19 protein-coding genes are annotated in these 22,042 nt (G+C 65.4%); 13 read left to right on the top strand and 6 right to left on the bottom strand.

What is annotated here, in order from left to right:
- Nucleotides 1-83: 83 nt before the first annotated feature.
- Together VGN93_RS08520 and VGN93_RS08515 are read left to right on the top strand one after the other, a co-directional pair.
- Complete coding sequence (locus VGN93_RS08520) at nucleotides 84-962, top strand: hypothetical protein (RefSeq protein WP_327507119.1); 879 nt, start codon at nucleotides 84-86, stop codon at nucleotides 960-962.
- 9 nt (nucleotides 963-971) lie between these two features.
- Complete coding sequence (locus VGN93_RS08515; RefSeq protein ID WP_327507118.1) at nucleotides 972-2,465, top strand: glucosamine inositolphosphorylceramide transferase family protein; 1,494 nt, start codon at nucleotides 972-974, stop codon at nucleotides 2,463-2,465.
- Here VGN93_RS08515 and VGN93_RS08510 read toward each other — a convergent pair.
- Nucleotides 2,378-3,535, bottom strand: a complete 1,158-nt coding sequence (locus VGN93_RS08510) for a glycosyltransferase family 4 protein (RefSeq protein ID WP_327507117.1) — start codon at nucleotides 3,533-3,535, stop codon at nucleotides 2,378-2,380. The genes VGN93_RS08515 and VGN93_RS08510 overlap by 88 nt on opposite strands.
- Nucleotides 3,532-4,887: a lipopolysaccharide biosynthesis protein gene (locus VGN93_RS08505; RefSeq protein ID WP_327507116.1), complete on the bottom strand. Its 1,356-nt coding sequence runs from the start codon at nucleotides 4,885-4,887 to the stop codon at nucleotides 3,532-3,534. The genes VGN93_RS08510 and VGN93_RS08505 overlap by 4 nt, the downstream gene beginning before the upstream one ends.
- 196 nt (nucleotides 4,888-5,083) lie before the next feature.
- On the opposite strand from VGN93_RS08505, the gene VGN93_RS08500 reads away from it, so the two are divergent.
- The 3 genes from VGN93_RS08500 to VGN93_RS08490 are packed head-to-tail and all read left to right on the top strand — an operon-like array spanning nucleotide 5,084 to nucleotide 9,771.
- Nucleotides 5,084-7,153: a GumC family protein gene (locus tag VGN93_RS08500; RefSeq protein ID WP_327507115.1), complete on the top strand. Its 2,070-nt coding sequence runs from the start codon at nucleotides 5,084-5,086 to the stop codon at nucleotides 7,151-7,153.
- Between the two features lie 11 nt (nucleotides 7,154-7,164).
- Entirely contained in the window at nucleotides 7,165-8,253 is a 1,089-nt protein-coding gene (locus VGN93_RS08495) for a glycoside hydrolase family 5 protein (RefSeq protein WP_327507114.1), read from the top strand.
- A 3-nt stretch (nucleotides 8,254-8,256) separates the two neighbouring features.
- Nucleotides 8,257-9,771, top strand: coding sequence for a hypothetical protein (locus tag VGN93_RS08490; RefSeq protein WP_327507113.1), 1,515 nt, complete (start codon nucleotides 8,257-8,259; stop codon nucleotides 9,769-9,771).
- Here the strand turns inward: VGN93_RS08490 and VGN93_RS08485 are convergent.
- The gene (locus VGN93_RS08485) at nucleotides 9,744-10,511 is read right to left on the bottom strand and encodes a WecB/TagA/CpsF family glycosyltransferase (protein ID WP_327507219.1); all 768 of its coding nucleotides are present in this window, start codon (nucleotides 10,509-10,511) and stop codon (nucleotides 9,744-9,746) included. The two genes, VGN93_RS08490 and VGN93_RS08485, sit on opposite strands and share 28 nt — an antisense overlap.
- A gap of 447 nt (nucleotides 10,512-10,958) precedes the next feature.
- Nucleotides 10,959-12,398, bottom strand: a complete 1,440-nt coding sequence (locus VGN93_RS08480) for an amidase (RefSeq protein WP_327507112.1) — start codon at nucleotides 12,396-12,398, stop codon at nucleotides 10,959-10,961.
- 49 nt (nucleotides 12,399-12,447) lie between these two features.
- On the opposite strand from VGN93_RS08480, the gene VGN93_RS08475 reads away from it, so the two are divergent.
- On the top strand, nucleotides 12,448-13,221 hold the full coding sequence (locus VGN93_RS08475; RefSeq protein WP_327507111.1) for a helix-turn-helix transcriptional regulator: 774 nt from the start codon (nucleotides 12,448-12,450) through the stop codon (nucleotides 13,219-13,221).
- On the opposite strand, the gene VGN93_RS08470 is transcribed toward VGN93_RS08475, so the two are convergent.
- A complete protein-coding gene (locus VGN93_RS08470) occupies nucleotides 13,222-14,556 on the bottom strand; it encodes an APC family permease (RefSeq protein WP_327507110.1) in 1,335 nt (444 codons plus the stop codon).
- Between the two features lie 89 nt (nucleotides 14,557-14,645).
- A complete protein-coding gene (locus tag VGN93_RS08465; protein WP_327507109.1) occupies nucleotides 14,646-15,170 on the bottom strand; it encodes a dihydrofolate reductase family protein in 525 nt (174 codons plus the stop codon).
- A gap of 48 nt (nucleotides 15,171-15,218) precedes the next feature.
- On the opposite strand from VGN93_RS08465, the gene VGN93_RS08460 reads away from it, so the two are divergent.
- The 7 genes from VGN93_RS08460 to VGN93_RS08430 all read left to right on the top strand — a co-directional run bounded on the left by VGN93_RS08460 (nucleotide 15,219) and on the right by VGN93_RS08430 (nucleotide 22,006).
- On the top strand, nucleotides 15,219-15,794 hold the full coding sequence (locus tag VGN93_RS08460; protein WP_327507108.1) for a TetR/AcrR family transcriptional regulator: 576 nt from the start codon (nucleotides 15,219-15,221) through the stop codon (nucleotides 15,792-15,794).
- Nucleotides 15,795-15,890: 96 nt separating this feature from the next.
- Nucleotides 15,891-16,613 carry a FadR/GntR family transcriptional regulator gene (locus VGN93_RS08455; RefSeq protein ID WP_327507107.1) on the top strand — a complete coding sequence of 241 codons (723 nt, stop codon included), beginning with the start codon at nucleotides 15,891-15,893 and terminating at the stop codon, nucleotides 16,611-16,613.
- Entirely contained in the window at nucleotides 16,610-17,782 is a 1,173-nt protein-coding gene (locus VGN93_RS08450) for a PLP-dependent transferase (protein WP_327507106.1), read from the top strand. The genes VGN93_RS08455 and VGN93_RS08450 overlap by 4 nt, the downstream gene beginning before the upstream one ends.
- Before the next feature lie 37 nt (nucleotides 17,783-17,819).
- Complete coding sequence (locus tag VGN93_RS08445; protein WP_327507105.1) at nucleotides 17,820-19,079, top strand: sugar ABC transporter substrate-binding protein; 1,260 nt, start codon at nucleotides 17,820-17,822, stop codon at nucleotides 19,077-19,079.
- Between the two features lie 86 nt (nucleotides 19,080-19,165).
- Nucleotides 19,166-20,089, top strand: coding sequence for a sugar ABC transporter permease (locus VGN93_RS08440; protein ID WP_327507104.1), 924 nt, complete (start codon nucleotides 19,166-19,168; stop codon nucleotides 20,087-20,089).
- A 4-nt stretch (nucleotides 20,090-20,093) separates the two neighbouring features.
- The gene (locus VGN93_RS08435; RefSeq protein WP_327507103.1) at nucleotides 20,094-20,927 is read left to right on the top strand and encodes a carbohydrate ABC transporter permease; all 834 of its coding nucleotides are present in this window, start codon (nucleotides 20,094-20,096) and stop codon (nucleotides 20,925-20,927) included.
- 11 nt (nucleotides 20,928-20,938) lie between these two features.
- A complete protein-coding gene (locus VGN93_RS08430) occupies nucleotides 20,939-22,006 on the top strand; it encodes a sn-glycerol-3-phosphate ABC transporter ATP-binding protein UgpC (protein WP_327507102.1) in 1,068 nt (355 codons plus the stop codon).
- Nucleotides 22,007-22,042 lie beyond the last annotated feature (36 nt).

Here is a 22,042-nt window from a genome sequence, read left to right as displayed (position 1 = left end):
CGAAAGTGGATTGCCAATCCATGCTCTCTATCTTTAAGTGTATATCACTGATTCACACTCATAGAGTTAGAACTGGAGCCGAAATGGGTGTCCTGGGTGCTCTGCCGGAAGGTCTCGTCTGCCGCCCGATCGAGGAGGGCGACTGGCCTGGCGTCATCGATTGCCTTGGCCGGGGTTTTCCCGAACGCCCGCGGCGGCATTGGGAGGAGGCGCTTGCCCGCATGGCCCGGCGGCCCGCCGTCGACGCGTTTCCGCGCTACGGCTATGCGCTGGTCAGCGAAGGGCGGGTCGTCGGCGTCATGCTCACGCTTTATTTCCATCACCCGGCCGTCGAGGCCATCCGCTGCAATCTGTCGAGCTGGACGGTCGACGAGGATTTTCGCGCCTATGCCGGCAAACTGGTCATGTCGGCGCTGCGCCGCCGCGAGGTGACCTTTCTCAGCATCACCCCGGCGCCGGTGACGCTGAAGGTGACGGAAGGGCTGCGGTTCCAGCGCTTCGCCAATGGGCAGCAGGCCTTCGTGCCCGTGCTGAGCCGGGTAAAGGCGCCGGCAAGGGTCGTGGCGGTGCGGCCGGGCATTCCGGAACTCGATCTCCTGCCGGAGGGCGAGCGCGCCATCCTGCTGGACCATGCGGAATTCGGCTGCGATGCACTGATCTGCATTCTGGGCGGAACAGCCTATCCGTTCGTCTTCAAGTCCCGGCGCGTCCTTCGTGGCCTCGTTCCCTGTAGCCAGGTCATCTATTGCCGGTCCCCCGAGGCGCTCGGCCAATGCGCCGGCGCGCTCGGTCGCCATCTGCTGCGCAGGGGCCGGCTGTTCGCCATCGTCGACGCCAATGCGCCCGTGCCGGGCCTTGTCGGACGCTACTTCTCCGAGGTCGGGCCGAAATATTACAAGGGCCCGAACCCGCCCTTTCCGGGGGACCTGGCCTTTACGGAATTCGTCATCTTCAATTCGTGACAGATATCGATGACCGCCCCCCGGCTCAGCATCGACGTCATCGTCCCCGAGCGCGCCGCGCGCGGCTGGCAGAAAATCGTGATCCAGCGGCTCGACGCGGAAGGCCACGACGTCGCCGTCCTGCACGATCGCGCAGTGGACGCGTGGCCCGGCACGGTCAACGCCATCCTCGCCCTGGAGCGGGCCCTGTTCCGCAGGCGGGGGACAAGTCTCGCCGCGCCATCGGGACCCATCCCGGCGCGCTCCCATGAGCGAAGCCCCGCCTTGCGGCTCGACCTCGCCGGCAACACATCCCCGTCTCCCGTGCCCACCATCACCCTCAGATTCGCGCACTCATCGTTCGACCTGGCGGTGGCACAGGCGGTCGCAGCCGGCGACCTGCCGGTGATCGAAGCGGTTCTCGACGGGCGCACGGTTGTGGGGCGCGCGCTGCCGATGATCGACCGCCGGGAGGCGGCATCGCTCGGCATCGAGGATGTGCTCGCCCGTGCCGTGACGCTGCTTCTCTCCCTCGTGCGCGCCTTTGCCGAGGACCGGCTTGCGCCTCTGCCAGAGACGAGCGCTTGCAACGCAGAGAAGCCTCGCTTTCTCGCGCCCTATCTGTCGCGCGCCCTGCCGCGCCTTGGCCGGGAAGCCCTGCGGCGGATGCACTTCCATCACGCACACTGGCGCGTCGGCTACCGCTTCCTCGATGGGCCGGGCGTGGCGGAAACCGGGAGGTTAGGCACGAACTGGAAGATCCTGCCCGACAGCGCCGGACGATTCTACGCGGACCCCTTTGCCTTCCATTGGCAGGGGCGACCGTACCTTTTCGTCGAGGATTATGTGCAGGCGGCCCACAAGGCGGTGATTTCCGTCGTGCCGTTCGACGATGGCGGCATCGCGCAAACACCGCGCGTCGTGCTCGAAGAGCCGCACCATCTCTCCTATCCCCAGGTCTTCGAACGCGACGGCGCGATCTGGATGCTGCCGGAGGCGAGCGCCGGCGGCAGGCTGACCCTCTACCGCGCCACCGACTTTCCCGACCGATGGCACCCCGAGGCCGTGCTTCTCGAGGGCGAGATTTCCGACGCGACCCTGCTGGAGCACGAGGGCGGACTATGGCTTTTCGCCACCAGCCGCGACGGTTTTGGCAGCACCTCCGATACGCTCGCGGTTTTTCAGGCCCCGACCCTGCTTGGCCCCTGGCGCGCCCATACGCTCAACCCGATCCTGATCGACCGCCGCAGGGCGCGGCCGGGCGGCGCTTTCCATCGGGACGCTGCCGGCCGTAACCTCCTTCCGGTTCAGGACGGCACGCTTGGTTATGGTGGCGGGCTCGGGCTATCGGAACTGCTGGCGCTCGATGGCGGGACAGTCCGCCTCGGCGAGCCGCGGCCCATCATTACCGAGGGGGATTGGCCCTATCCGCGCATTCACACGCTCAACCGCTCGGGATCGCTGGAGGTGATCGACGGCATCGCAGCCGTGCCGAAACGATCCGGCAGGAGCAGCGCCTCGTAGCCGGCGCACATCGCTGCGGGCGCATATTGCTCCCGAAGTTTTCGCCCGGCCGCCGCGAGGTCTTTGGCAAGCGCCGGCTTGGCAAGAATTTCCGAGAGCCCCCCGGCGATCCCGTCCGCATCCGGCTGCACGAACAACGCGGCGGCTTCACCGTCCCGCGTGGTCAGCACCTCCCGCAGCACATCGAGATCGCTTGCAACGACGGGCAGCCCTGCAATGGCCGCCTCCACGGCAGCGAGCCCGAACGTTTCCGTCAGCGAGGAAAACGCGTAGGCATCGCCGGCCGCGAGGAACTCGTAGATACGCGCGGGCGACACTTCGCCGACGAGATGCAGGCGGTCGCGCACCAGCAGGTTTTCCGCAAGCGCAACGAGGGCATCGTGTTCCGGCCCCGTGCCGGCGACGGCGAGATGGACGTTTTTCGTGAGCGCCAACGCGCCGACGAGCGCGGCCTGGTTCTTCGAGGGTGAAAGTCTTCCGGAGGAGAGCACGATCGTGGCGTCCGTGGGCAGGCCGAAGGCGGCGCGCGCCTGCGCCTTGTCGAAAATTTTCGCAGGTGCTGGAACGCCGTGGTCGATGCGCCGCAGGCGCTTGCGGTAGGAGGGCGGGAAGGCATCGAACTGCGCCTGCGTCCAGGCGGAATTGACGATATTGAGCTGGTAGAGGCCGGCCATGCCCATCAGCCTGTCGATGCCGGTCAGGAGTCCGCGCAGGCCGCGCTTCTGCGGCGCGCCGCTCTGGTTGGCGACGATCACCCGCGCGCCGCAGAGCCGGGCGCCGAGCGTTCCGGCGATATTGCCGTAATGCTGGAAGGAAAGCACCGCCTCCGGCCGCGTCCGGCGCAGGTAACGCCAGAGCCTGAGGACGGCGCCGATCTCTTCCAGCGGCCCCTTCGGTGGCCGGGCCAGGATGAAATCCGCATGGGGATCGCGGTCGTAGACATCGGTCTTGCGGTAGAGGAAGACGGTGCGCACCTCATGGCCGCGGGCGCGCAACCCATCGCCCACCATGTCGGAGATGCGTTGCGCACCGCCCGCCTCCGCCTGCGTCTGGACCTGGACGATCTTCATGGCCGGCCTCTCAAGAGGGTGCGCAACGCGTTTGCATCCTGTCCCGCGAGGAAACCGAGGATCGACGGGTCGATGCCGATGCGCCGCCGGGTGATCGTGGCACCCGTCACGCACCAGACCATCATCGTGCCCGCAATGCCGAGCGCGGCACCCATTGGTCCGAGAACGACGGTCAGGCCGGCGGTTACCCCGAGGCCGACGGTATTGACGACCACCAGCGTACGGAACAGCTCCCGTTGCAGCCCGGTCAGTTGCATGATGAGTTCCGTCGGGCCGCAGGCCGTGCCGACGAGCGCGCCAAGGCCGAGGATGATGAGGGCCGCATGCATCGTGTCGCTCGCATAGGCGGGGTCGAAGACGGCGAGGATGAGCTTGCCGAAGAGCACGAAGACGGCGAGCATGGCGAGGGCGATGCCGAAGCCGCCGATCGCCGCAAGGCCGGCAATGCGCTGCACATGGGGCCGGTCGTGGCTGTGGAAGGCGCTGGAGATCTGCGGCGCGAGCGCCTGGTTGATGCCATTGAGCGCCAGCACCGCAAGGCGCATGACGCGGTCTGCGACGAAGATCGCGCCCGCCGCCTCCGGCCCGAGGATCGCCGCGACGAGCAGCGTGCTCGCCTGGCCGAGCGCCGGCGGCAGGGCGGTCACGCCCCAGAGGCCGAGCGTGACCGCCTTGAATTCCATCTTCTGGGCATCGTTCAAGGCGCCACGCGGTGCGTGAAACGTCTCGCGCAGGAGCACGACGGTCTGCGGCAGGACGCAGGCAAGGAGCAGCCCGGCCGCAAGGCTCGTCGCCGCGACGGCGCTGATGCCGGGCGACAAAAAGCCTGTGGCGGCAAAACCCGCAATGGTCGCCACCCGCCAGAAGATGTCCCGGGGCAGCAGGCCGCTGAAGAGGGCATTCTTGGCCCGAAAGGCGCAGGAGGTGAATTCCGACCAGCCGAGTGCAAAGGCAAGCGCGGCCGTCGCGAGGCAGAGCTCGAACCATTCCGGCACCGTCGCGAAAGGCAAAAAGGCGGTTGCGAGCATGAGGAGGCTCGCGGCGATGAGCCCCGCGGCTGCGACCAGGATGGCGCGGGCCATCAGGCCGTTCGCCGATGAAAGATCCCCGCCGCCGGCATATTGCGGCCAGAAGCGCATGACGGCGGCGTGCTGGCCGATCAGCGAGAAGAAGGAGACGAGGCTGGCGCTCGCATAGGCGGTGCTGAACAGGCCGAACTGCCGCTCGTCGGTCACCATTGCCGCCGCCACGAAGAGCAGGAAGGTGAGCCCGGCGCTCGCAAGCTTGATGACGCCGGCAGCCGCGCCGTTGCGCGCAAGCGTGCCGATCGATTGTCTTCTGCCTTGGCTCACGATGCCACCAAAAAGAGAACCATTGCCAGAACCCGCTACCAATGAGAGAATTCATTCGAATAACCGGAAACCCCATGGAGGCGCCATCAAAAACACGCGTAATGGTTACTTTTAGAATTGTTAATAATACTTATGCTAGAAGTTTTGCCGACGACGCGTCCCGATCGGGCACGCGCGAGAGGCTGAGACTGCAGGCATGGCAGCGCTGAATTCGACCGAAAACGCCTTTCCGCCGCTGTTCGACGTCGGCGCCGTCTGGGCAAAACTATGGCGCGGCCGGCTGACGGTGCTGGCCTGCATCGGCGCGGCGCTGGCGCTGGCGCTTCTTTATCTCGCGGTGACCAAGCCGACCTATACCGCGACCGCCTCGCTGCTGATCGATCCGCGCGATGCGCGCTCCACCCGGTTCGAAACCGTGCTGCCCGGCATTGGCGCCGACAGCGCCGCGGTGGCAAGCCAGGTCTTCGTGATCGAATCGCGCGACCTGCTGATGGCCGTCTTCGAAGAGGAGGGCATCGAGCGCGACCCGGAATTTGCCAATGGCGGGCTGTTGTCCTTCCTCACGGGCGCAAGCGGCATCGAGAAGGACGTCATCTTCCGGCGGTTCGAGCGGCGCGTCACGGTGGAGCGGGCGGGGCTTACCTATGTCATCGAGGTCAGCTTCAAATCCGAGGCGGCCGAAAAGGCGGCCCGCATTGCCAATGCCATTGTCGAGCGTTACCGGGCGGGCCTTGCTGGAGACCGTGAAGACGCCAACAGCGACGTCAATGCCCGGCTGGCCGACAGGATCGCCGCCCTCCAGGCGAATGTTTCCGAGGCCGACCGCGCCGTCGGCGATTTCAAGGTGCGGCACGAAATCCTCGATCCCGCGGCCGGGGGCACGCTGCAATCGCAGATCGACCAGCTCACAACACAGCTGATCGACGCCCGCGCCGGCGCCGACCAGGCGAAGGGCAGATACGACCAGGCGACCGCGGCAGGCGCGTCCGCCGCCGGCCTTGCGATGCGCCCGGAAATCGTCTCCTCCACGACGATCGACCGGTTGCGCACCGACTACAACCAGCGCGCGGCCGAACTTGCCAACGCCGAGGCGATCTACCAGTCGCGCCATCCGACAATCCGCCGTCTGCGCTCCGAACTCACGCGCACCAGCACGCTGATGGCAACGGAGGCGGAGCGCATCACGCGCGAGCTGAAGGCGAAATACCAGCTCTCCGCCGAGACCGTCGCCACGCTGGAGACCAAGCTTGCGGCCCTGCGCGGCCAATCGCAGGCGGCGGATGCGGCCGAGGTCGTACTCCGGCGGCTGAAGGCCCGCGCCGAGGCCGCCCGCAGCGTGCTCGACGACGTCCTGAAACGGGCGGAGGAGACGGCGCAGATGCGCGGCCTCCAGCTTTCCGAAGCCAAGGTGATCGGCGTCGCGGCCCCCCCGGTCCAGCCGACCTGGCCGACGCCCCTGCTGCTGCTCCCGGTGAGTGCCGCGCTCGGGCTTCTTGCCGGCTGCGGCCTGGCGGTGGTGGGCAGCACGCCCGACCGGCAGCCGGACCGCGCCGAGCCCGCGGAACCGGACGAGGCTGGCCGCGCGGCCCTTTCGCGGGTCGAGGCCGTGCCGACGAGCCTTGGGCGTTACGCTCTGCCCGGCCTGGCGGGAGCAGGTGCCGCGGCCCGCATCCGGGCGATGCGCCGGCGTTTTCTCCAACGCGGCGGCGAGGCTTTTTCGCAGAACACGCTGAAACTCGTGCGACGCATCATCGCGCGGCTCACCGAACACCCGGCGCCCTACACGCTGCTGGTCTCCGCTGTGCGAAGCGCCCCTGAAGCAAAACTCGCCGGGGCGATGATCGGCATCGGCCTGCAACAGGCCGGCCAGAACGTGCTCGTCGTCGAATTCAGGGGTCAGCCGCGCCCGGGCGAGCTGAATGCCGGCGTGTTCATCAACGGCGCCAGCGGCCTGCCGACCATCGTGCGCGCAATTACCGGCGACGCAGGCCCCTTCGTGCTCGACGCGGATCTCGCCGGCGACTTCGATTTCGTGCTCCTGCTCGGCCCGCCGCTTGCCGAACGGGATTTTGACGCTGCGCTCTTCGCGAAGGTGGACCTGATGCTCTTCACCCTCGCCGCCGACGAGAACGCGGCGGAAGCGGCCGGCCTGCTTCGACAGCGCCTTGCCGCGGATGGCATCGCCCGGAGCGTCACGCTGGTCATTGCCGCCGAAGAGGCCGAGATGGCCGACGCCGTCGCGCCGCTGCAAGGGGCGGCGCAGTGAGGTCGCCGGCATTGTCACGCCGCACCGTGCTGTCGCTGGCTGGCGCATCCCTTCTTGCAGCAGGTCTTCCGCCGTCTTTTTCCGCAGACGCCCAGTCTTCCATCCCCAGCCGCGGGGTCAATCTGCCGGGCTGGTTCGATCGTGAGGACGGGCTCGCGCCAGCGCAAGCGGTGCTGGAAAAACTCCGCCGCAGCGGATTCGAGACCATCCGGCTGCCGATCGATGGTAATGTCGTTCTATCCGGCGCACCGGCGCTGCGCCGCATCGAGGAGGGCGTCGCCGCGCTTGTCGCTGCGGGATTTGCGGTGCTTGCAGATTTGCATCCTTCCGCCGGCCTGCATGCCGCGCTGCGCAACGATCCCGCGGCTGGCAGCGCGCGGGTCGTGGAGGCATGGAGCGCCTTGCGCAGTGTCATCGCCGACCTGCCGGCCGACAGGGTCTATCCCGAGCTGCTGAACGAGCCGCCGATGGCGCGCGCGGCCTGGCTTTCGCTCCGGGACCGGCTTGCCGAGACCGTCCGCGCCGCCTGCCCGCATCACATCGTCATCTGGGGTCCGGCACCGGACCACGGCATCTGGCAGCTCGACGGCACGCCGCCGCTGGACGACGATCGGCAGATCGCGGCGGTACATTTTTATGCGCCGATGGCCTTCACCCATCAATGCCAGAGCTGGGGTGCCTCGCCGCTTGCGCGTATCCGCGGCCTGCCGTTCCCGGCGACGCGGGATATGCCTATCGTCGCGAAACGGATTGCGGCACTGCGCGCGGCCGGCGATGAGGAGGCGGCGCTTCTCGTCGAAGAGCAGTTGACAACGGACTGGACGGAGGCGGCCATCGGCGCGGAATTCGAAAAGGCCGCACGCTGGTCTGCCGCGACCCGTTGCCCGGTGATGCTGAACGAGTTCGGCGTGCTCGATTTCTGCGTCGATGCCGCAAGTCGCATCGCCTGGGTGCGCGCCGTGCGCAGGGCGGCGGAAGCGCGCGGCATCGGCTGGGCCTATTGGGAACTCGACCAGGGGTTCGGTTTCATCGAGAGCCGGACACGCACCGAGGGTTTCGACAGTACGATGCTCGATGCGCTGTTCGGCACCGGAGGCTAAAGCATGGCACAGGTGACGAGCACATCCGGCTCCATCCCTTCGGCGCGGGAAACCGATGCCCGGTTCCACCTCTCCCTCGCCTTCCTCACCATCGTCGCGGCGGCTGCGGCCTTTGCCGTGTGGACGCCGTTCGGCTTCGCCGCGACCTTCGTGCTGACGGCGATCCTCACGATGACCGTGCCGGCCGGCATGCCGACGGTCATCCTCTGCGCCTTTCTGTTCCAGAACCTCGTCGTCGCCTGGTTCACGCCCTTCGTGCCGGATGACACCACGTTCGATGCGCTGCGCGGCGCCAACTTCGTCATCCTGATGACGGCTTTCGGCCTCTTCGTGCTGGCGGCGTTCCAGCAGAGGGTGCGCCGGCTTCCGGCGCTGCGCCCGTGGCTGCTGTTCGGCTTCGCGCTTTCGGGCGTCATCTGCTTCTATCTCGTGCTGGGCGCGGCGCGCGGCGGGCCGAAGGATGCGGTCATCTATTTCCGCAACACGATCACGCCGCTCGCCTGTTTCCACATCGCGCTTCTTGCCGCGAGCCTCTACCGGGTCGATCTGCGCATCCCGATGGTCTGGCTGTGCACCGTCGCCGTCGCCTACGGCTATCTCGAGCAGGTCTTCCGCATGGATTTCCTCGGCCTCTTCCACGGCGACCTCTACATCCAGCGCGGCCTGAAGGAGCAGATCGAGGCCGGCGTGTGGGAAAAGGCGCTGCGGGAAACCGGCTTCGTGCTGCGCGGGCTCGAAGACACGATGACCGCCACCTTCTTCAACACCGCCTTTTTCGGCGATGCGCTGCCGCGCATCTTCCGCAATGGCGGGCCGAATTTCCACCCGATCAGCTATGCCTATGCGCTGAGCCTGCTGTCGTCCTGGCTGCTTTTTCGCGGGCGCTGGCTCCTGCCGCTCGCAGCCCTTCCCATCCTGCTCGTCATCGGCTCCAAGGGGGCGGCTTTCCTGCTCTGCGTCGCGCTGATGAGCCGGCTGTTCTATCGTCCGTCGCGCGCCCGGCTGACGCTCGCCGCAGTCGTTCTTCTCGCCACGGCCTGGACGGCCGCCGCCACGGTCTATGGCGCCCGGCACGGCGATTACCACGTGCTCGGGCTCATTGCCGGCGTGCGGGATTTTCTGGCAAATCCGCTCGGGCAGGGGCTCGGCATCGGCGGCAACCTGTCGAGCACCAGCGTCAATCTCGACTGGGACCGGGCGCAGGGCGAGGGTGCGGCGGCAGTGCCCGTCGAAAGCGCCGTCGGCGTCATTCTCTACCAGATGGGGATCGGCAGCTTCGTCTTCTTCGGCTTCCTCGCCGCGCTCGCCGTCACCGCCGGCAGGCGGCTTCTCGAAACCGGTAAGCCGGATTTCCTCTTCGCCTTCGTCGCGGTCGTCACCATCTCGGCCAATGCCGTGTTGCAGGAAGAAGCCTTCTTCTCGCCGCTGGCACTCGGCTTCTGCCTGCTGCTCGTCGGCGTTTCCTTCGGCACGCATCTGCGCGACAGCGCTTATCGGGAATATCTCAGGATCACGTAGAAGGCCTGCGGATTGGTCGTCAGGTAGCGCCAGAAGAGGCGGCGCGGCTCCATCAGCATGCGCCAGCACCATTCCAGGCCGGCCCTCTGCATCCAGAGCGGCGCCCGCATCGTCTTTCCCGCGAGATGATCGAACAGGCCGCCGGACGTCTTGATCACGCCGACATTGCCGAGCCGCGCGGCGAAATCCCGCACGGCGATCTGTTCGCGGGGCACACCGAGGGCGATCCAGAGAATATCCGGCGCCAGCGCGTTGATCTCGTCGATCTTGCTGTCGAGTGCTGCGCCGGTGAGGTAGCCGTGGCAATGCCCGACAATCCTGAGCGCAGGATAGCGTTGCCGGACCGCCGCGACCGCCTTGCCGTTCTCCTCCTCGGTCGCGCCCAGCAGGTAAAACGTCACGCCCTCCGTCTTGGCGCGCAGCGCCACGTCGTGAAAGAGGTCGGTCGTCGCCACGCGCTCCGGCAGCGGGTGTTTGCACAACCATCGCGAGGCGAAGACGAGGGGCTGGCCATCGGCGACAATCTGGTCGGCGGTGTGAAAGAGGAGGGCGATGGCGCGGTCCCTATGGGCCCGGGCGATGACTTCGCCATTCGCGGAGGTGAAATAGAAGGGACGGCCACCGCGACGGCGCCGCGTCGCCGCGATCATCATGTCGGCAGCGCGGGCGCGGTCGATCGCCGCGATGACGAGGCCTCCCATGAGCGCGCTTGGAGTGGTCGGCAGCGCCTCCCAGGGCATTGGCTCCGGCGCGGCCTGATCCGGCCGCAGGGCGGACGCAAGTTCGCCGGAGGAGGGGAGAGACAGAAGCTCCACTTCCACTCTACCAATAGGTGTATTTTCTTCGTTGAGGCTGTTTCGAAAACTGTTGTCGATATCTGCCATGGACATCACCTCCGGTTGAAGTGATTTACACCATGCTACTATTAGATTTAAGCGGATCGTAAATATTTGGTTAATCGGTAAATATTTAATAAAGTTCGATAAAAGCATGGGTTGCCGATTCCATGAAAAATTCAGCGCTGCCCACCGGGAAACCGTGACGTTTTCTCCTGAAGTTCAGGAAGAATGGAAACGAGATACATCTATAGCGGGAATAAATCGCGTATCGAGCGCGGAGCATGTCTCCTCGCGCATAAGGCGAACTTCGCATCCATCCGCAAGAAGAAAAGCATCTATAGATTGCATCTACCAGCACCAGCCTTCCGGCCGGCCGATCGCGCGAAGCGTGCCTTCGATCGCGCCGCCGATCGACAGCACGTCTTCGTCGGCATAACGCCGGCCGATGATCTGGAGCCCGACGGGCAGACCGTTCCCGGCCAATCCGATGGGCACCGACAGGGCGGGGCATTGCGGGAGGAGGTTGAACGGACAGGTCATGTCCAGCCCCTGGAACCGGCCGTCCGGCAGATCGGCGACAAAAGAGTTGTCGTTTGCTTCGGCCGAGGGCGCGGTCATGGCGCAGGTCGGGGAGAGCAGGGCGTCGTAGCCGGAGAGAATGGCGGAAAGGTCCTTCCACATCGCGGTGCGCAGCAGTTCCACGCGCTTGTATTGCGTGGCGCCCATCGTGCGCCCGCGCTCGATCAGGTCGACGACGAGTGGGTCCATGCGCTCGCGATATGCTTCGAGTGTATCGCCGAAAAACGCCGACATGAACACGCACCAGAGATCGTACCAGCCGTCGTTGACCGCCCGCGACCAGCCGAGGTCGACGGTCTCGACGACAGCGCCCGCGGCGCGCATCTCATCGACGGCCGCCAGAAGGGATGCCTGCACCGACGCGTCCACGCTGTAATAGCCGAGGTCGGCGGAAAGCGCGAAGCGCCGGCCCGCGAGGCGGCCATGGCGCGCCTTGTCGGCCGCGAAGGCCAGGGGGAGCGAGGTGATGTCCGCGTCATCGGGGCCGGACGCGACCGCCATGAAGGCGACGGCATCCTCGATGGTGCGCGCCAGCGGGCCGAAATGCGAGATATTGTCGAAGACGCTGGGCAGGATCGTCATGGGAATGCGCCCGAGGCTCGGCTTGAAACCGACGATGCCGCAAAAGGCTGCCGGAATGCGGACGGAGCCGCCCATGTCCGTGCCTTCCGCGAAAGGTACGACGCCCGTCGCCACCGCGACCGCCGAGCCGCCCGACGAACCGCCGCAGGTCCGTTCCGCGTTCCAGGGGTTTCGCGTAATGCCCCAGCGCGGGCTGGCGGTGAAGCTGGAATGGGCGAATTCGGGCGTCGTCGTCTTGCCGATGAGGATGGCGCCGGCGGCTTCGAGCCGCGCGATGCACAGCGCCGTCTCGGTCGGAACCCACGCCTCCCGCGTCCAGGATCCGAGCGTCGTGAGGTCGCCGCGGGTCGGCGTGAGGTCCTTTGCGGCGAAGGGAACACCGGTAAGGGCGGGTGTTTCGGCACCGGTTGCGACCTGCCGGTCGGCCTCCCGTGCCGAGGCCAGCGCGGCCTCTTCCCGAAGGAGCGTGAAGGCATTCAGCGACTGGTCGACGATTTTTGCGCGTCGCAGGGATTCGGCCACCACGGAGACGGCCGAAAAAGCGCCGGCGCGAATGCCGGCCGCAATGTCCGTCGCCGGTAGATCGAGCGGATGGGCCTGTGGGGCGGTGCCAGAAACAGTCTGCATGGTGGCGGACTCCGTGTTAGGTCTTGGTTTCGACAAACGGGGGTTGGACTTGGTAACGCAAGCGGGCCTGACGGAAAACCATACCGACCTGTGGAACGCCGCTATCGCCGAGGCGGTATCGGCGCTTGGCGAGCCGGGTTTCCCCGAGGCGCTGGAGCGGGCGCTGCGCCATCTCGTGTCCTTCGAGATGATGAACGGCTTTGCCTATGCCGAAAACGGCAAGGCCTTCGATCTCGACAACGATCGCATCGTCGGCGACCGCACCACCATCGTCGAGCACTACCTTGCCGGCGCCTATATCCTCGACCCTTTCTACGATGCCGCCCGCAATGCGCTGCAGCCGGCCGTGCTGGTGATGCGGCGGCTGGCACCGGACCGTTTTACCGAGACGGAATATTATCGGCGCCACTACCAGGCGACGGGCATCGTCGACGAGATCGGTTTCATCCTGAAGCTGCAGCATGTCGATGCGGTGCTGTCGCTGTCGCGCATGGGCACGGTTCGGGTCTTTTCCAGGCGGGACATCGCGCGGCTGGAAAGTGCGGCACCGCTGGTGCGTGCACTTGCCGAAAAACACTGGCATGCCCGGTTCCAGCCGCAGGCCGGGGAGGCGAATGCCGCGGCGACGATCAGCCATCCGTTGCTTTCGAAACGGGAGCTGGAGATCGTGACCCTCATCCTCAAGGGTCACTCGACCTATTCCATCGCCGCGACGCTCGGGCTTTCGCCCAATACGGTGAAAGTGCACCGCCGGCAGGTCTATGCAAAACTCACCATTTCCAGCCAGGCGGAACTCTTCCATCTCTTCTTGAGCCGTCGCTGACTATTCGACGAACTCCACCTCGGGCGGTGCGGACTGGAAGAACCGGGTGAGATAGGCGAGATAACACACGCCGATCGCCAGCCAGATCACGCCCAGGAGCTTGGCGTGCCCATCGAGGTTCCACAGCAGGAACAGGTCACAGACCGCGCCGACGGCCGGACCGGCAAGCCCGAGAAGCGGGCCGAGCGGCCGGACGATCGGGTTTTCTTTCAGGTAGAGCGCGATCACCGAGACGTTGACGGCGGTGAAGGCCAGGAAGGCGCCGAAATTGATGAAAGACGTCGAGGTGGTTATGTCGAGCGTCAGCGCGAGCAGGCCGACGATGCCGACGACGACGAGGTTCAGCACGGGCGTGCGCCATTTTTCATGCAGCTTGCCGAAGATACTGGCCGGCAGCACGCCGTCGCGCCCCATGGCGAAGAGCAGCCGGCCGACGCTCGCCTGCGCGGCAAGGCCGGAGGTGAACTGCGCGACGACCAGCGTGGCGAGGAACACGGTCACGAACAGGTCGCCGCCGATCATCAGGGCGATTTCCGACGCGGCGGAATCGACGGAGGCGAAGTCGCCGCCGGGATGCGCGAGCTGGGTGATGTAGGCCGAGCCGGTGAAGATGATGCCGCCGATGACGGCGATGATCATGATCGCCTTCGGCATGGTGCGGGTCGGGTCTCGGGTCTCCTCCGTCAGCGTGGAGACGGCGTCGAAGCCGAGGAACGAATAGGCGGCGATCGCCGCGCCGGCGACGGAAGCGCTGAACGGCACGCCGGCCTCGAAGAACGGCCGGACCGAGACGAGGCCGGATGCGCCGTTGAGGGCGGCGACATAGCGGGCGGCGAGCGCCACGAAGGCGACCAGGACCGCGAGCTGCACCAGCATGAGCACGACGTTCACCCGGTTGGCGAAGGCGATGCCGATAACGTTGACGGCGGTCGTCAGCACGATGAAGCCCACGATCCACAGCCAGGCCGGAACCGCCGGAAAGGCCGAGCTCAGATAGGCGGCACCGATCAGCCAGATGACCATCGGCAGGAAGAAATAATCGAGCAGCACGGCCCAGCCGACGAGAAAGCCGGTGCCGGAATTCAGCGACTTGCGGGCATAGGTATAGGCGGATCCGGCGACCGGATAGACCTTGGCCATGATGCCGTAGCTCGCCGCCGTCAGAAAAATCGCCAGCGCCGCTATGAAATAAGCCATCGCCGTGGTGCCCTGGCTGGCGGAAGCCAAAGCCCCGAACGTGCCGAAGACGATCATCGGCGTCATATAGGCGAGACCGAACAGCACCACGGACCACAGGCCAAGGGTGCGGTCCAGCTTGATGGTATTTTGCGTCATGTTCCCCTCCTCAGAAGACAGGCCCGAAGGGTCGGGGAAACCGCCGGCAAAGCCAATAACCCTGGAGGGTTACCGCGGCCCGGCTCGCCTCAACGCCACTTGTAGTGCAGGCGCACGCCCTGGCCCAGCGCCTTCGCGCTGACCAGCGTCGGGGTGGAGCGAAAGCCCGTGGCAGGAAAAAGCGGACGCCCGCCGCCCAGCATTTCCGGGATGATGTAGATTTCGATTTCGTCCAGTGCATCGCGTTCCAGGAACGCCATTTGCAGCTTTCCTCCACCGAGCATCCAGACGTCGCCATCGTCGAGCGCGCGCAGTTCGGCGATGAGGGCGTCGACGTCGTCTCTGACCTCCAGAGCGCCTTTGGGATCGGGGATGGGATTGGACGTGACCACGATGACGCGCTGATCGGCATAGGCCCAGGGCGAGGCGTCTTTCGCAATGAAATCATAGGTGCCGCGGCCCATGACGACGGTGCGGATGCGCTTGAGGAAGAGGCGGTAATCGTGTTCGCCGAGGTCGTCGCCGTCATATTTGAACAGCCAGTCGAGCCCGTCATCCTCGGTCGCAATGTAGCCGTCCAGACTTGCCGCGATGTAACCCAGAATTCTCGCCATGATACTCTCCTGCTTTACATAAATGAACATACGTTTATAAAAAGATCCATGACGAGAAACAAGACCATTTCCGACGAGGCTGTGCTCGATGCACTGCTATCGCTCATCCTCACCATCGGCCCGGACAACCTGACCTTCGCCAAGGCGGCCGGCGCTTGCGGGCTGGCGGCCGCGACTTTGGTGCAACGCTACGGCGACCGGCAAGGCCTGGTCCGGTCGATCCTGCTGCGCAGCTGGGATCGCCTCGACGCGGAAACGACCGCGGCGGATGCCGAACTGTCGGTCAGCGTCGATGGCGCCGTCGATCTGCTGATGCGGCTGATGCCGCCGGAGCTTGCGGACCGGAATGCCAGCGACGGGCTCCTGCTGCTTCGCGAAGACGTGCGCGATCCCGTGTTGCGGGCGCGGGGTGCCCGTTGGGCGCGGCAGATCGTCGAGGCGCTCGGGCGGCGCCTTTCTGCCGAGCCGCAGGAGGCCGAGCGCCTCGGCTGGCAGATGGCCTGCCTCTGGCAGGGCGCCCACACCTGGTGGGCGTTCACGCAGGCCGAGCCCTTCGAGACAGCGATGCGCCGTGTGCTGGAGGACTGGTGCCGCTCCGTCGTTCCCATGCGGCCCGCGAATTAATTCCCCTTGATTGCCGCTTGACACAGCAAGCGCGCCGCATAATGCTAAGATGTCAGACCAATTTGAGAAGCTGACACGAACAGGGGAATTGGCATCATGCCAACGGATTCGAGCGACCGGCCGCAAATAGCGCCGTTGCCGCCCATCGACCGGGCGCGACAGGTGACCGAGGCGGTGGCGTCCTACATCGACCGCGCGAACTTGCAGGCCGGCGACCGGCTGCCGGCCGAGCGCGAGCTGATGGCGGCGCTGGCCGTGGGCCGCTCGACGATCCGCGAGGCGATCCGGCATTTTCAGGCGCTCGGCGTCATGGAAAGCCGCAAGGGCAGCGGGACTTATCTCCTGAAGCCGGTGACGAGCGGCACCGTGCACATGCCGCTTTCCTTCGATGCAATCCACCTGCGCGACGTGCTGCTCCAGACGCTGGAGGTCCGCCGCGGCATCGAATGCGAGGCCGGCATGGTGGCCGCGCGGCGGCGTACGGCAGACGATCTCGTCACTATCGAGGAGAAGCTCGACGAGATGGAACGCGTGCATCTCGCCAAGGGCACGTCCGGTCCGGAAGACCTGGCCTTCCACCTCGCCATCTACGACGCCACCCACAATCCGCTCTTCAAGCAGCTTCTCGAACAGATGCGGGGCGCCTTCGAGCGGTTCTGGGAAAAGCCCTTCAACCGGCCGGATTTCGCCCGCCGCTCCTTTCCCTTCCACCGCACGCTCTTCAACGCCATCGCCGCCGAAGACCCCGAGGCTGCGCGGGCGGAAACCCTGAAAATCCTCGCCGTGGTCGAGGAAGACATCAAGGACATGTCCCGATGATCAACGGAGCCGATCCGTTCGACTTTGCCTCCCTTATCGTCGCCCATGACGAGGCGAACGCCTTCGAGGCCGTGGTGCCGCCGATCGTGCAGACCTCGCTCTTCACCTTCGGCAGCTATGACGAGATGGTGGCGGCCTATCGCGGCGAGATCGTGCGGCCGATCTATACGCGCGGCCTGAACCCGACGGTGCGGGCCTTCGAGGAGATGCTGGCGAAGCTCGAAGGCGGCGAGGATGCGCTGGGTTTTGCGAGCGGCATGGCGTCGATCTCGTCCACCGTGCTCACCTTCGTCGAGCCGGGCGACCGCATCGTCGCGGTGCGCCATTGCTACCCGGATGCCTTCCGCCTGTTCGGCACGCACCTCAAGCGCATGAAGGTCGAGGTGACCTATGTCGACGGGCGCGACGAGGAGGCGGTCGCCAAGGCCTTGCCGGGCGCGAAGCTGCTCTATCTCGAAAGTCCGACGAGCTGGGTGATGGAGGCGCATGATGTCGGCGCGCTTGCGGCCCTTGCCAAGCGTCACGGTGTCGTCAGCGTCATCGACAACAGCTGGGCGAGCCCGATCTTCCAGCGGCCGCTGACGCTCGGCGTCGATCTGGTGCTGCATTCGGCCTCGAAATATCTCGGCGGCCATAGCGATGTCGTCGCAGGTGTCGTCGCAGGCTCCAAGGAGCTGATCGGCCGCATCCGCTCGGAGGCCTATCCCTATCTTGGCGGAAAACTCTCGCCCTTCGATGCCTGGCTGCTGGTGCGCGGCCTGCGCACGCTGCCGATCCGCATGAAGGCGCACGAGGCCTCCGCACTCGACATCGCCAATCGGCTTCAAGCGCTCGATATCGTCGACAAGGTCTTCCATCCGGCGCTCGCCAACCGCCTGCCGCCAGGGCTCACCGGCACATCCGGCCTGTTCTCCTTCACCTTCCGCGAAGGCATCGATATCCGCGCCTTTGCCGACCACCTCCAGCTTTTCAAGCTCGGCGTCTCCTGGGGCGGGCATGAGAGCCTGATCGTGCCGGGCGAGGTGGTGTTGGAGCAGAAGGCCCAACCGAATTCCGCGCATGCCTTCGGCATCGATGCGCGGTCCGTGCGTCTCCATGTCGGCCTGGAGGGAACCGAGGCCCTGTGGAGGGATCTGGAAGCGGCGATAACAGCCGCGTCCGCAAACTGACGTCAAATCAGAAGCAACCAGAAAAGAGGGAACGACCATGAAGAGACTTTTGACTGCCGCTCTCATCACCACCCTGATGGCATCGAGCGCATTGGCCGATACCACCCTGAAGCTCGTCGAGGTGATCACCAGCCCCGAGCGCACCGAAACGCTGAAATCCATCGTCGGAAAGTTCGAGGCCGCAAACCCCGGCACCAAGGTCGAGATCATCTCGCTGCCCTGGGGTGAGGCGTTCCAGAAATTCGCGACCATGGTCTCGGCCGGCGAAGTGCCGGATGTCATGGAAATGCCGGACACCTGGCTGTCGCTCTATGCCAACAACGGCATGCTCGAAAGCCTGGAGCCCTATCTCGCGAAATGGGAACACACCGCCGGCCTGACGCCGCGCGCGCTGGAACTCGGCCGCGACATCAAGGACACGGCCTATATGCTGCCTTACGGCTTCTATCTGCGCGCCATGTTCTACAACAAGAAGCTGCTCGCCGAGGCCGGCGTTTCCGAGCCGCCGAAGACCATGGACGAATTCGCGGAAGCCTCGAAGAAGGTGTCGGCGCTGCCCGGAAAATACGGCTATTGCCTGCGCGGCGGCCCGGGCGGCCTCAACGGCTGGGTGATGTTCGGCGCCTCCATGGCCGGCGACAACACCTTCTTCACCGAAGACGGCACCTCCACCTTCAACAGCGAAGGCTGGGTCAAGGGCCTCACCTGGGTCGTCGACCTCTACAAGAACGGCTATGCGCCCAAGGACAGCGTCAACTGGGGTTTTAACGAGATCGTCGCCGGTTTCTATTCCGGCACTTGCGCCTTCCTCGACCAGGACCCGGACGCGCTCATCGCCATTGCCGAGCGCATGAAAGCCGAAGACTACGGCATCATGACCATGCCGAAGGGGCCGGACGGCAAGACCTTCCCGACGATCGGTTTCGCCGGCTGGTCGATGTTCTCCTCCAGCGCCAACAAGGATCTTTCCTGGAAGCTGATCGAGACGCTCGAGGGGCCGGAAGGCAATATCGAGTGGAACAAGCGCACGGGCGCGCTGCCGGTGCACACCTCGGCGGAAAAGGACCCGTTCTATGCCAGCGAGCAGTTCAAGGGCTGGTTCGCCGAGCTTGAGGACAAGGACGCCGTGCCGACCGTGATGCCGACGCATCTCGAAGAGTTCGCCTTCTTCAAGGACTCGCTGGTCATCAAGACCTCGCAGGAAGCGCTCCTCGGCGACATCACGCCGGAAGACCTCGCCAACCAGTGGGCGGACTACCTGACCAAGGCACAGCAGAAGTTCCTCGCCAAGAAATAGGCCGGGGAACCTCCGGGCGGAGATACGAGGCTCCGCCCGCAGCCATCTTATGAGACGCCGCGCAACCCGAGAACGGAAGCGAGACGATGACCATTGCTGCCCATCCGCAAGCCGTGCGACCGCTCAAGAAGCGGATCGCCGACGCGTCGGAGCCCTATCTCTACAGTGCGCCTGCGCTGATCCTTATCATCACCGTCATGCTGGTGCCGCTGGCGCTCGGCATTTCCTATGCGTTCCGCGATATCCAGCTGTTGAACCCGTTTTCCGGCGGCTTCATCGGGCTCGATCATTTTCGCGCGCTGAGCGAGGACCAAGCCTTCTTCCGCGCGCTGCGCAACACGCTGTGGTGGACGGGCGCTTCGGTTTTCCTGCAATTCATCCTCGGCCTCATCCTCGCGCTGCTGCTCGACAAGCCGTTTGCCGGGCGTGGGATTGCGCAGGCGCTGGTCTTCCTGCCCTGGGCCGTGCCGAGTTTTCTGGCGGGCCTCAACTGGGCCTGGCTGTTCAATCCGGTCATCGGGCCGCTGCCGCACTGGATGTATGCGCTCGGCATCGTGGATGCGCCGAACAACATTCTTTCCGACCCGCATCTCGCCATGTGGGGGCCGATCGTCGCCAATGTCTGGTGGGGCATTCCCTTCTTCGCCATCACCTTGCTGGCAGCGCTTCAGGCGATCCCGCGCGATCTCTATGAGGCCGCCAGCATCGACGGCGCCGGGCCGGTCCAGCGCTTCCTGTCGATCACCCTGCCGTTCCTGGCGCCGACCATCGCCATCACCATCCTGCTGCGCACCGTCTGGATCTCCAATTTCGCCGACCTCATCGTCGTCATGACGAACGGCGGGCCGGCGGACCGCACCCAGATCGTCGCGAGCTACATCTTCACCCAGGCCTTCAAGCGGCTCGATTTCGGCTACGCCTCGGCGATCGCCCTGGTGCTGCTGGTCCTGCTGCTCGCCTATTCGATGCTGATCGTGCTGCTGCGCCAGACGCTGCTGAACAAGGGCTGACACCATGCGCACCAGCAAGCTCCTCCTCACCGTCGCGCACCGCCTCGCCATCCTCGCCTATATCGTCGTGGCACTCTTCCCGCTGTTCTGGCTCCTGAAGGTCTCGGTGACGCCGAACGACCTGCTCTACAGCGAGGGTGTGCGCATGTGGCCGTCTCGCGCGACCTTCGAGCACTACACCTTCGTCATCGCCCACAGCGCCTTCCCGACCTTCTTCAAGAACAGCCTGATTGTCGCAGGCTCCACGGCCATTGCCGTGACCATCCTCGCCTCGCTTGCCGGCTACGCGCTGTCGCGCTTCAAGTTTCGGGCAAAATACTGGATCGTCGCGCTGATGCTGATCACGCAGATGTTTCCGCTCGTCATGCTGGTCGCGCCGATCTTCAAGATGCTCTCGCCGCTCGGCCTCACCAACAGCCTCACCGGCCTCATCATCGTCTACACCGCCTTCAACGTGCCTTTCGCGACCTTCCTCATGCAGTCCTTTTTCGACGGCATCCCGAAGGATCTGGAAGAGGCGGCGATGATCGACGGGGCGACGCAGTTCATCGCCTTCCGACAGATCATCCTGCCGCTGACGCTGCCCGGCATCGCCGCCACGCTCGGCTTCGTTTTCACCGCCGCCTGGAGCGAGCTGCTCTTCGCGCTGATGCTGATCTCCGGCAACGACGCGGCGACCTTCCCGGTCGGCCTCCTCACCTTCGTTTCCAAATTCTCGGTCGATTTCGGGCAGATGATGGCGGCGGGCATTCTGGCACTCATCCCGGCCTGCCTCTTCTTCCTCCTCATCCAGCGCTACCTCGTGCAGGGCCTGACGGCCGGCGCGGTCAAAGGCTGAAAGGGTTTTTCATGGCTTCCATCGATATCCACGGCATCCGCAAGAGCTTTGGCACCTTTCCCGTCCTGCACGGCGTCGACCTCACCATCCGCGACGGCGAGTTCATCGTGCTGGTCGGCCCGTCGGGTTGCGGGAAATCGACACTCTTGCGCATGATCGCCGGCCTGGAGGACGTCACCGCCGGCGAGATCCGCATCGACGGCAGGCGGGTGAACGACCTCGCGCCGAAGGACCGCGACATCGCCATGGTGTTCCAGTCCTACGCGCTCTACCCGCATATGAGCGTCGCCGACAATATGAGCTACAGCCTGCGCCTGCGCCGCTCCACCAAGGAGAAGATCGCCAGCGCCGTCGGCAATGCCGCGTCGAAACTCGGCCTCGATCCGCTGCTGGAGCGCCGTCCACGCGCGCTCTCGGGCGGCCAGCGCCAGCGTGTCGCCATGGGCCGCGCCATCGTGCGCCAGCCGAAAGCCTTTCTCTTCGACGAGCCGCTGTCCAACCTCGATGCGCGCCTGCGCGAGCAGATGCGGGCCGAAATCAAGAAGTTGCACGGCGACCTTCGCGCGACCTCCATTTACGTCACCCACGACCAGATCGAGGCGATGACGCTCGCCGACCGCATCGTCGCCATGCATGCCGGCGTCGTGCAGCAGGTCGGCACGCCGCTCGACCTCTACGACCGGCCGGCCAATCTCTTCGTCGCGGGCTTCATCGGCTCGCCGGGCATGAATTTTTTCGAGGGGCGCTATGTCGCCTCGGGCGAGGGCGCGGAGCTGCAACTGGCGAATGGTGCGAGACTGCCGCTCGCAAAACGGGCCGGCATCGAATCAGGCTCAGTCGCGACGCTCGGCATCCGCCCGGAACATGTCGTGATCGCCGATCGTGGCGCGCTGGAGGCAAAGGTCGATCTCATCGAGCCGACGGGCTTCGGCATCATCATGCATGTCACCATCCACGATATTCCGATGAAAATTTTTACGCTCGACCGGGCAATGCTCAATCCCGGGCCGAGCGTGCGCGTCGACCTGCCGCAGGACAAGCTCCACCTCTTCGGTGCGGAGGGGCAACGGGTGGATTGAATCGAGATCGTGAACACGATTTCGCTCCGTTCCAAA

Source organism: Shinella sp., from assembly GCF_035998705.1.
Classification (GTDB): Bacteria; Pseudomonadota; Alphaproteobacteria; order Rhizobiales; family Rhizobiaceae; genus Shinella.
The sequence above is the reverse complement of the archived record's forward strand: the minus strand, read 5'-3'. Positions and strand labels throughout refer to the sequence as shown.

Coding starts and splice junctions, on each gene's coding strand:
- VGN93_RS08520 (WP_327507119.1), top strand. CDS start 84: ATGGGTGTCCTGGGTGCTCTGCCGGAAGGTCTCGTCTGCCGCCCGATC.
- VGN93_RS08515 (WP_327507118.1), top strand. CDS start 972: ATGACCGCCCCCCGGCTCAGCATCGACGTCATCGTCCCCGAGCGCGCC.
- VGN93_RS08510 (WP_327507117.1), bottom strand. CDS start 3,535: ATGAAGATCGTCCAGGTCCAGACGCAGGCGGAGGCGGGCGGTGCGCAA.
- VGN93_RS08500 (WP_327507115.1), top strand. CDS start 5,084: ATGGCAGCGCTGAATTCGACCGAAAACGCCTTTCCGCCGCTGTTCGAC.
- VGN93_RS08490 (WP_327507113.1), top strand. CDS start 8,257: ATGGCACAGGTGACGAGCACATCCGGCTCCATCCCTTCGGCGCGGGAA.
- VGN93_RS08485 (WP_327507219.1), bottom strand. CDS start 10,511: ATGCCCTGGGAGGCGCTGCCGACCACTCCAAGCGCGCTCATGGGAGGC.
- VGN93_RS08480 (WP_327507112.1), bottom strand. CDS start 12,398: ATGCAGACTGTTTCTGGCACCGCCCCACAGGCCCATCCGCTCGATCTA.
- VGN93_RS08470 (WP_327507110.1), bottom strand. CDS start 14,556: ATGACGCAAAATACCATCAAGCTGGACCGCACCCTTGGCCTGTGGTCC.
- VGN93_RS08465 (WP_327507109.1), bottom strand. CDS start 15,170: ATGGCGAGAATTCTGGGTTACATCGCGGCAAGTCTGGACGGCTACATT.
- VGN93_RS08460 (WP_327507108.1), top strand. CDS start 15,219: ATGACGAGAAACAAGACCATTTCCGACGAGGCTGTGCTCGATGCACTG.
- VGN93_RS08455 (WP_327507107.1), top strand. CDS start 15,891: ATGCCAACGGATTCGAGCGACCGGCCGCAAATAGCGCCGTTGCCGCCC.
- VGN93_RS08450 (WP_327507106.1), top strand. CDS start 16,610: ATGATCAACGGAGCCGATCCGTTCGACTTTGCCTCCCTTATCGTCGCC.
- VGN93_RS08445 (WP_327507105.1), top strand. CDS start 17,820: ATGAAGAGACTTTTGACTGCCGCTCTCATCACCACCCTGATGGCATCG.
- VGN93_RS08440 (WP_327507104.1), top strand. CDS start 19,166: ATGACCATTGCTGCCCATCCGCAAGCCGTGCGACCGCTCAAGAAGCGG.
- VGN93_RS08435 (WP_327507103.1), top strand. CDS start 20,094: ATGCGCACCAGCAAGCTCCTCCTCACCGTCGCGCACCGCCTCGCCATC.
- VGN93_RS08430 (WP_327507102.1), top strand. CDS start 20,939: ATGGCTTCCATCGATATCCACGGCATCCGCAAGAGCTTTGGCACCTTT.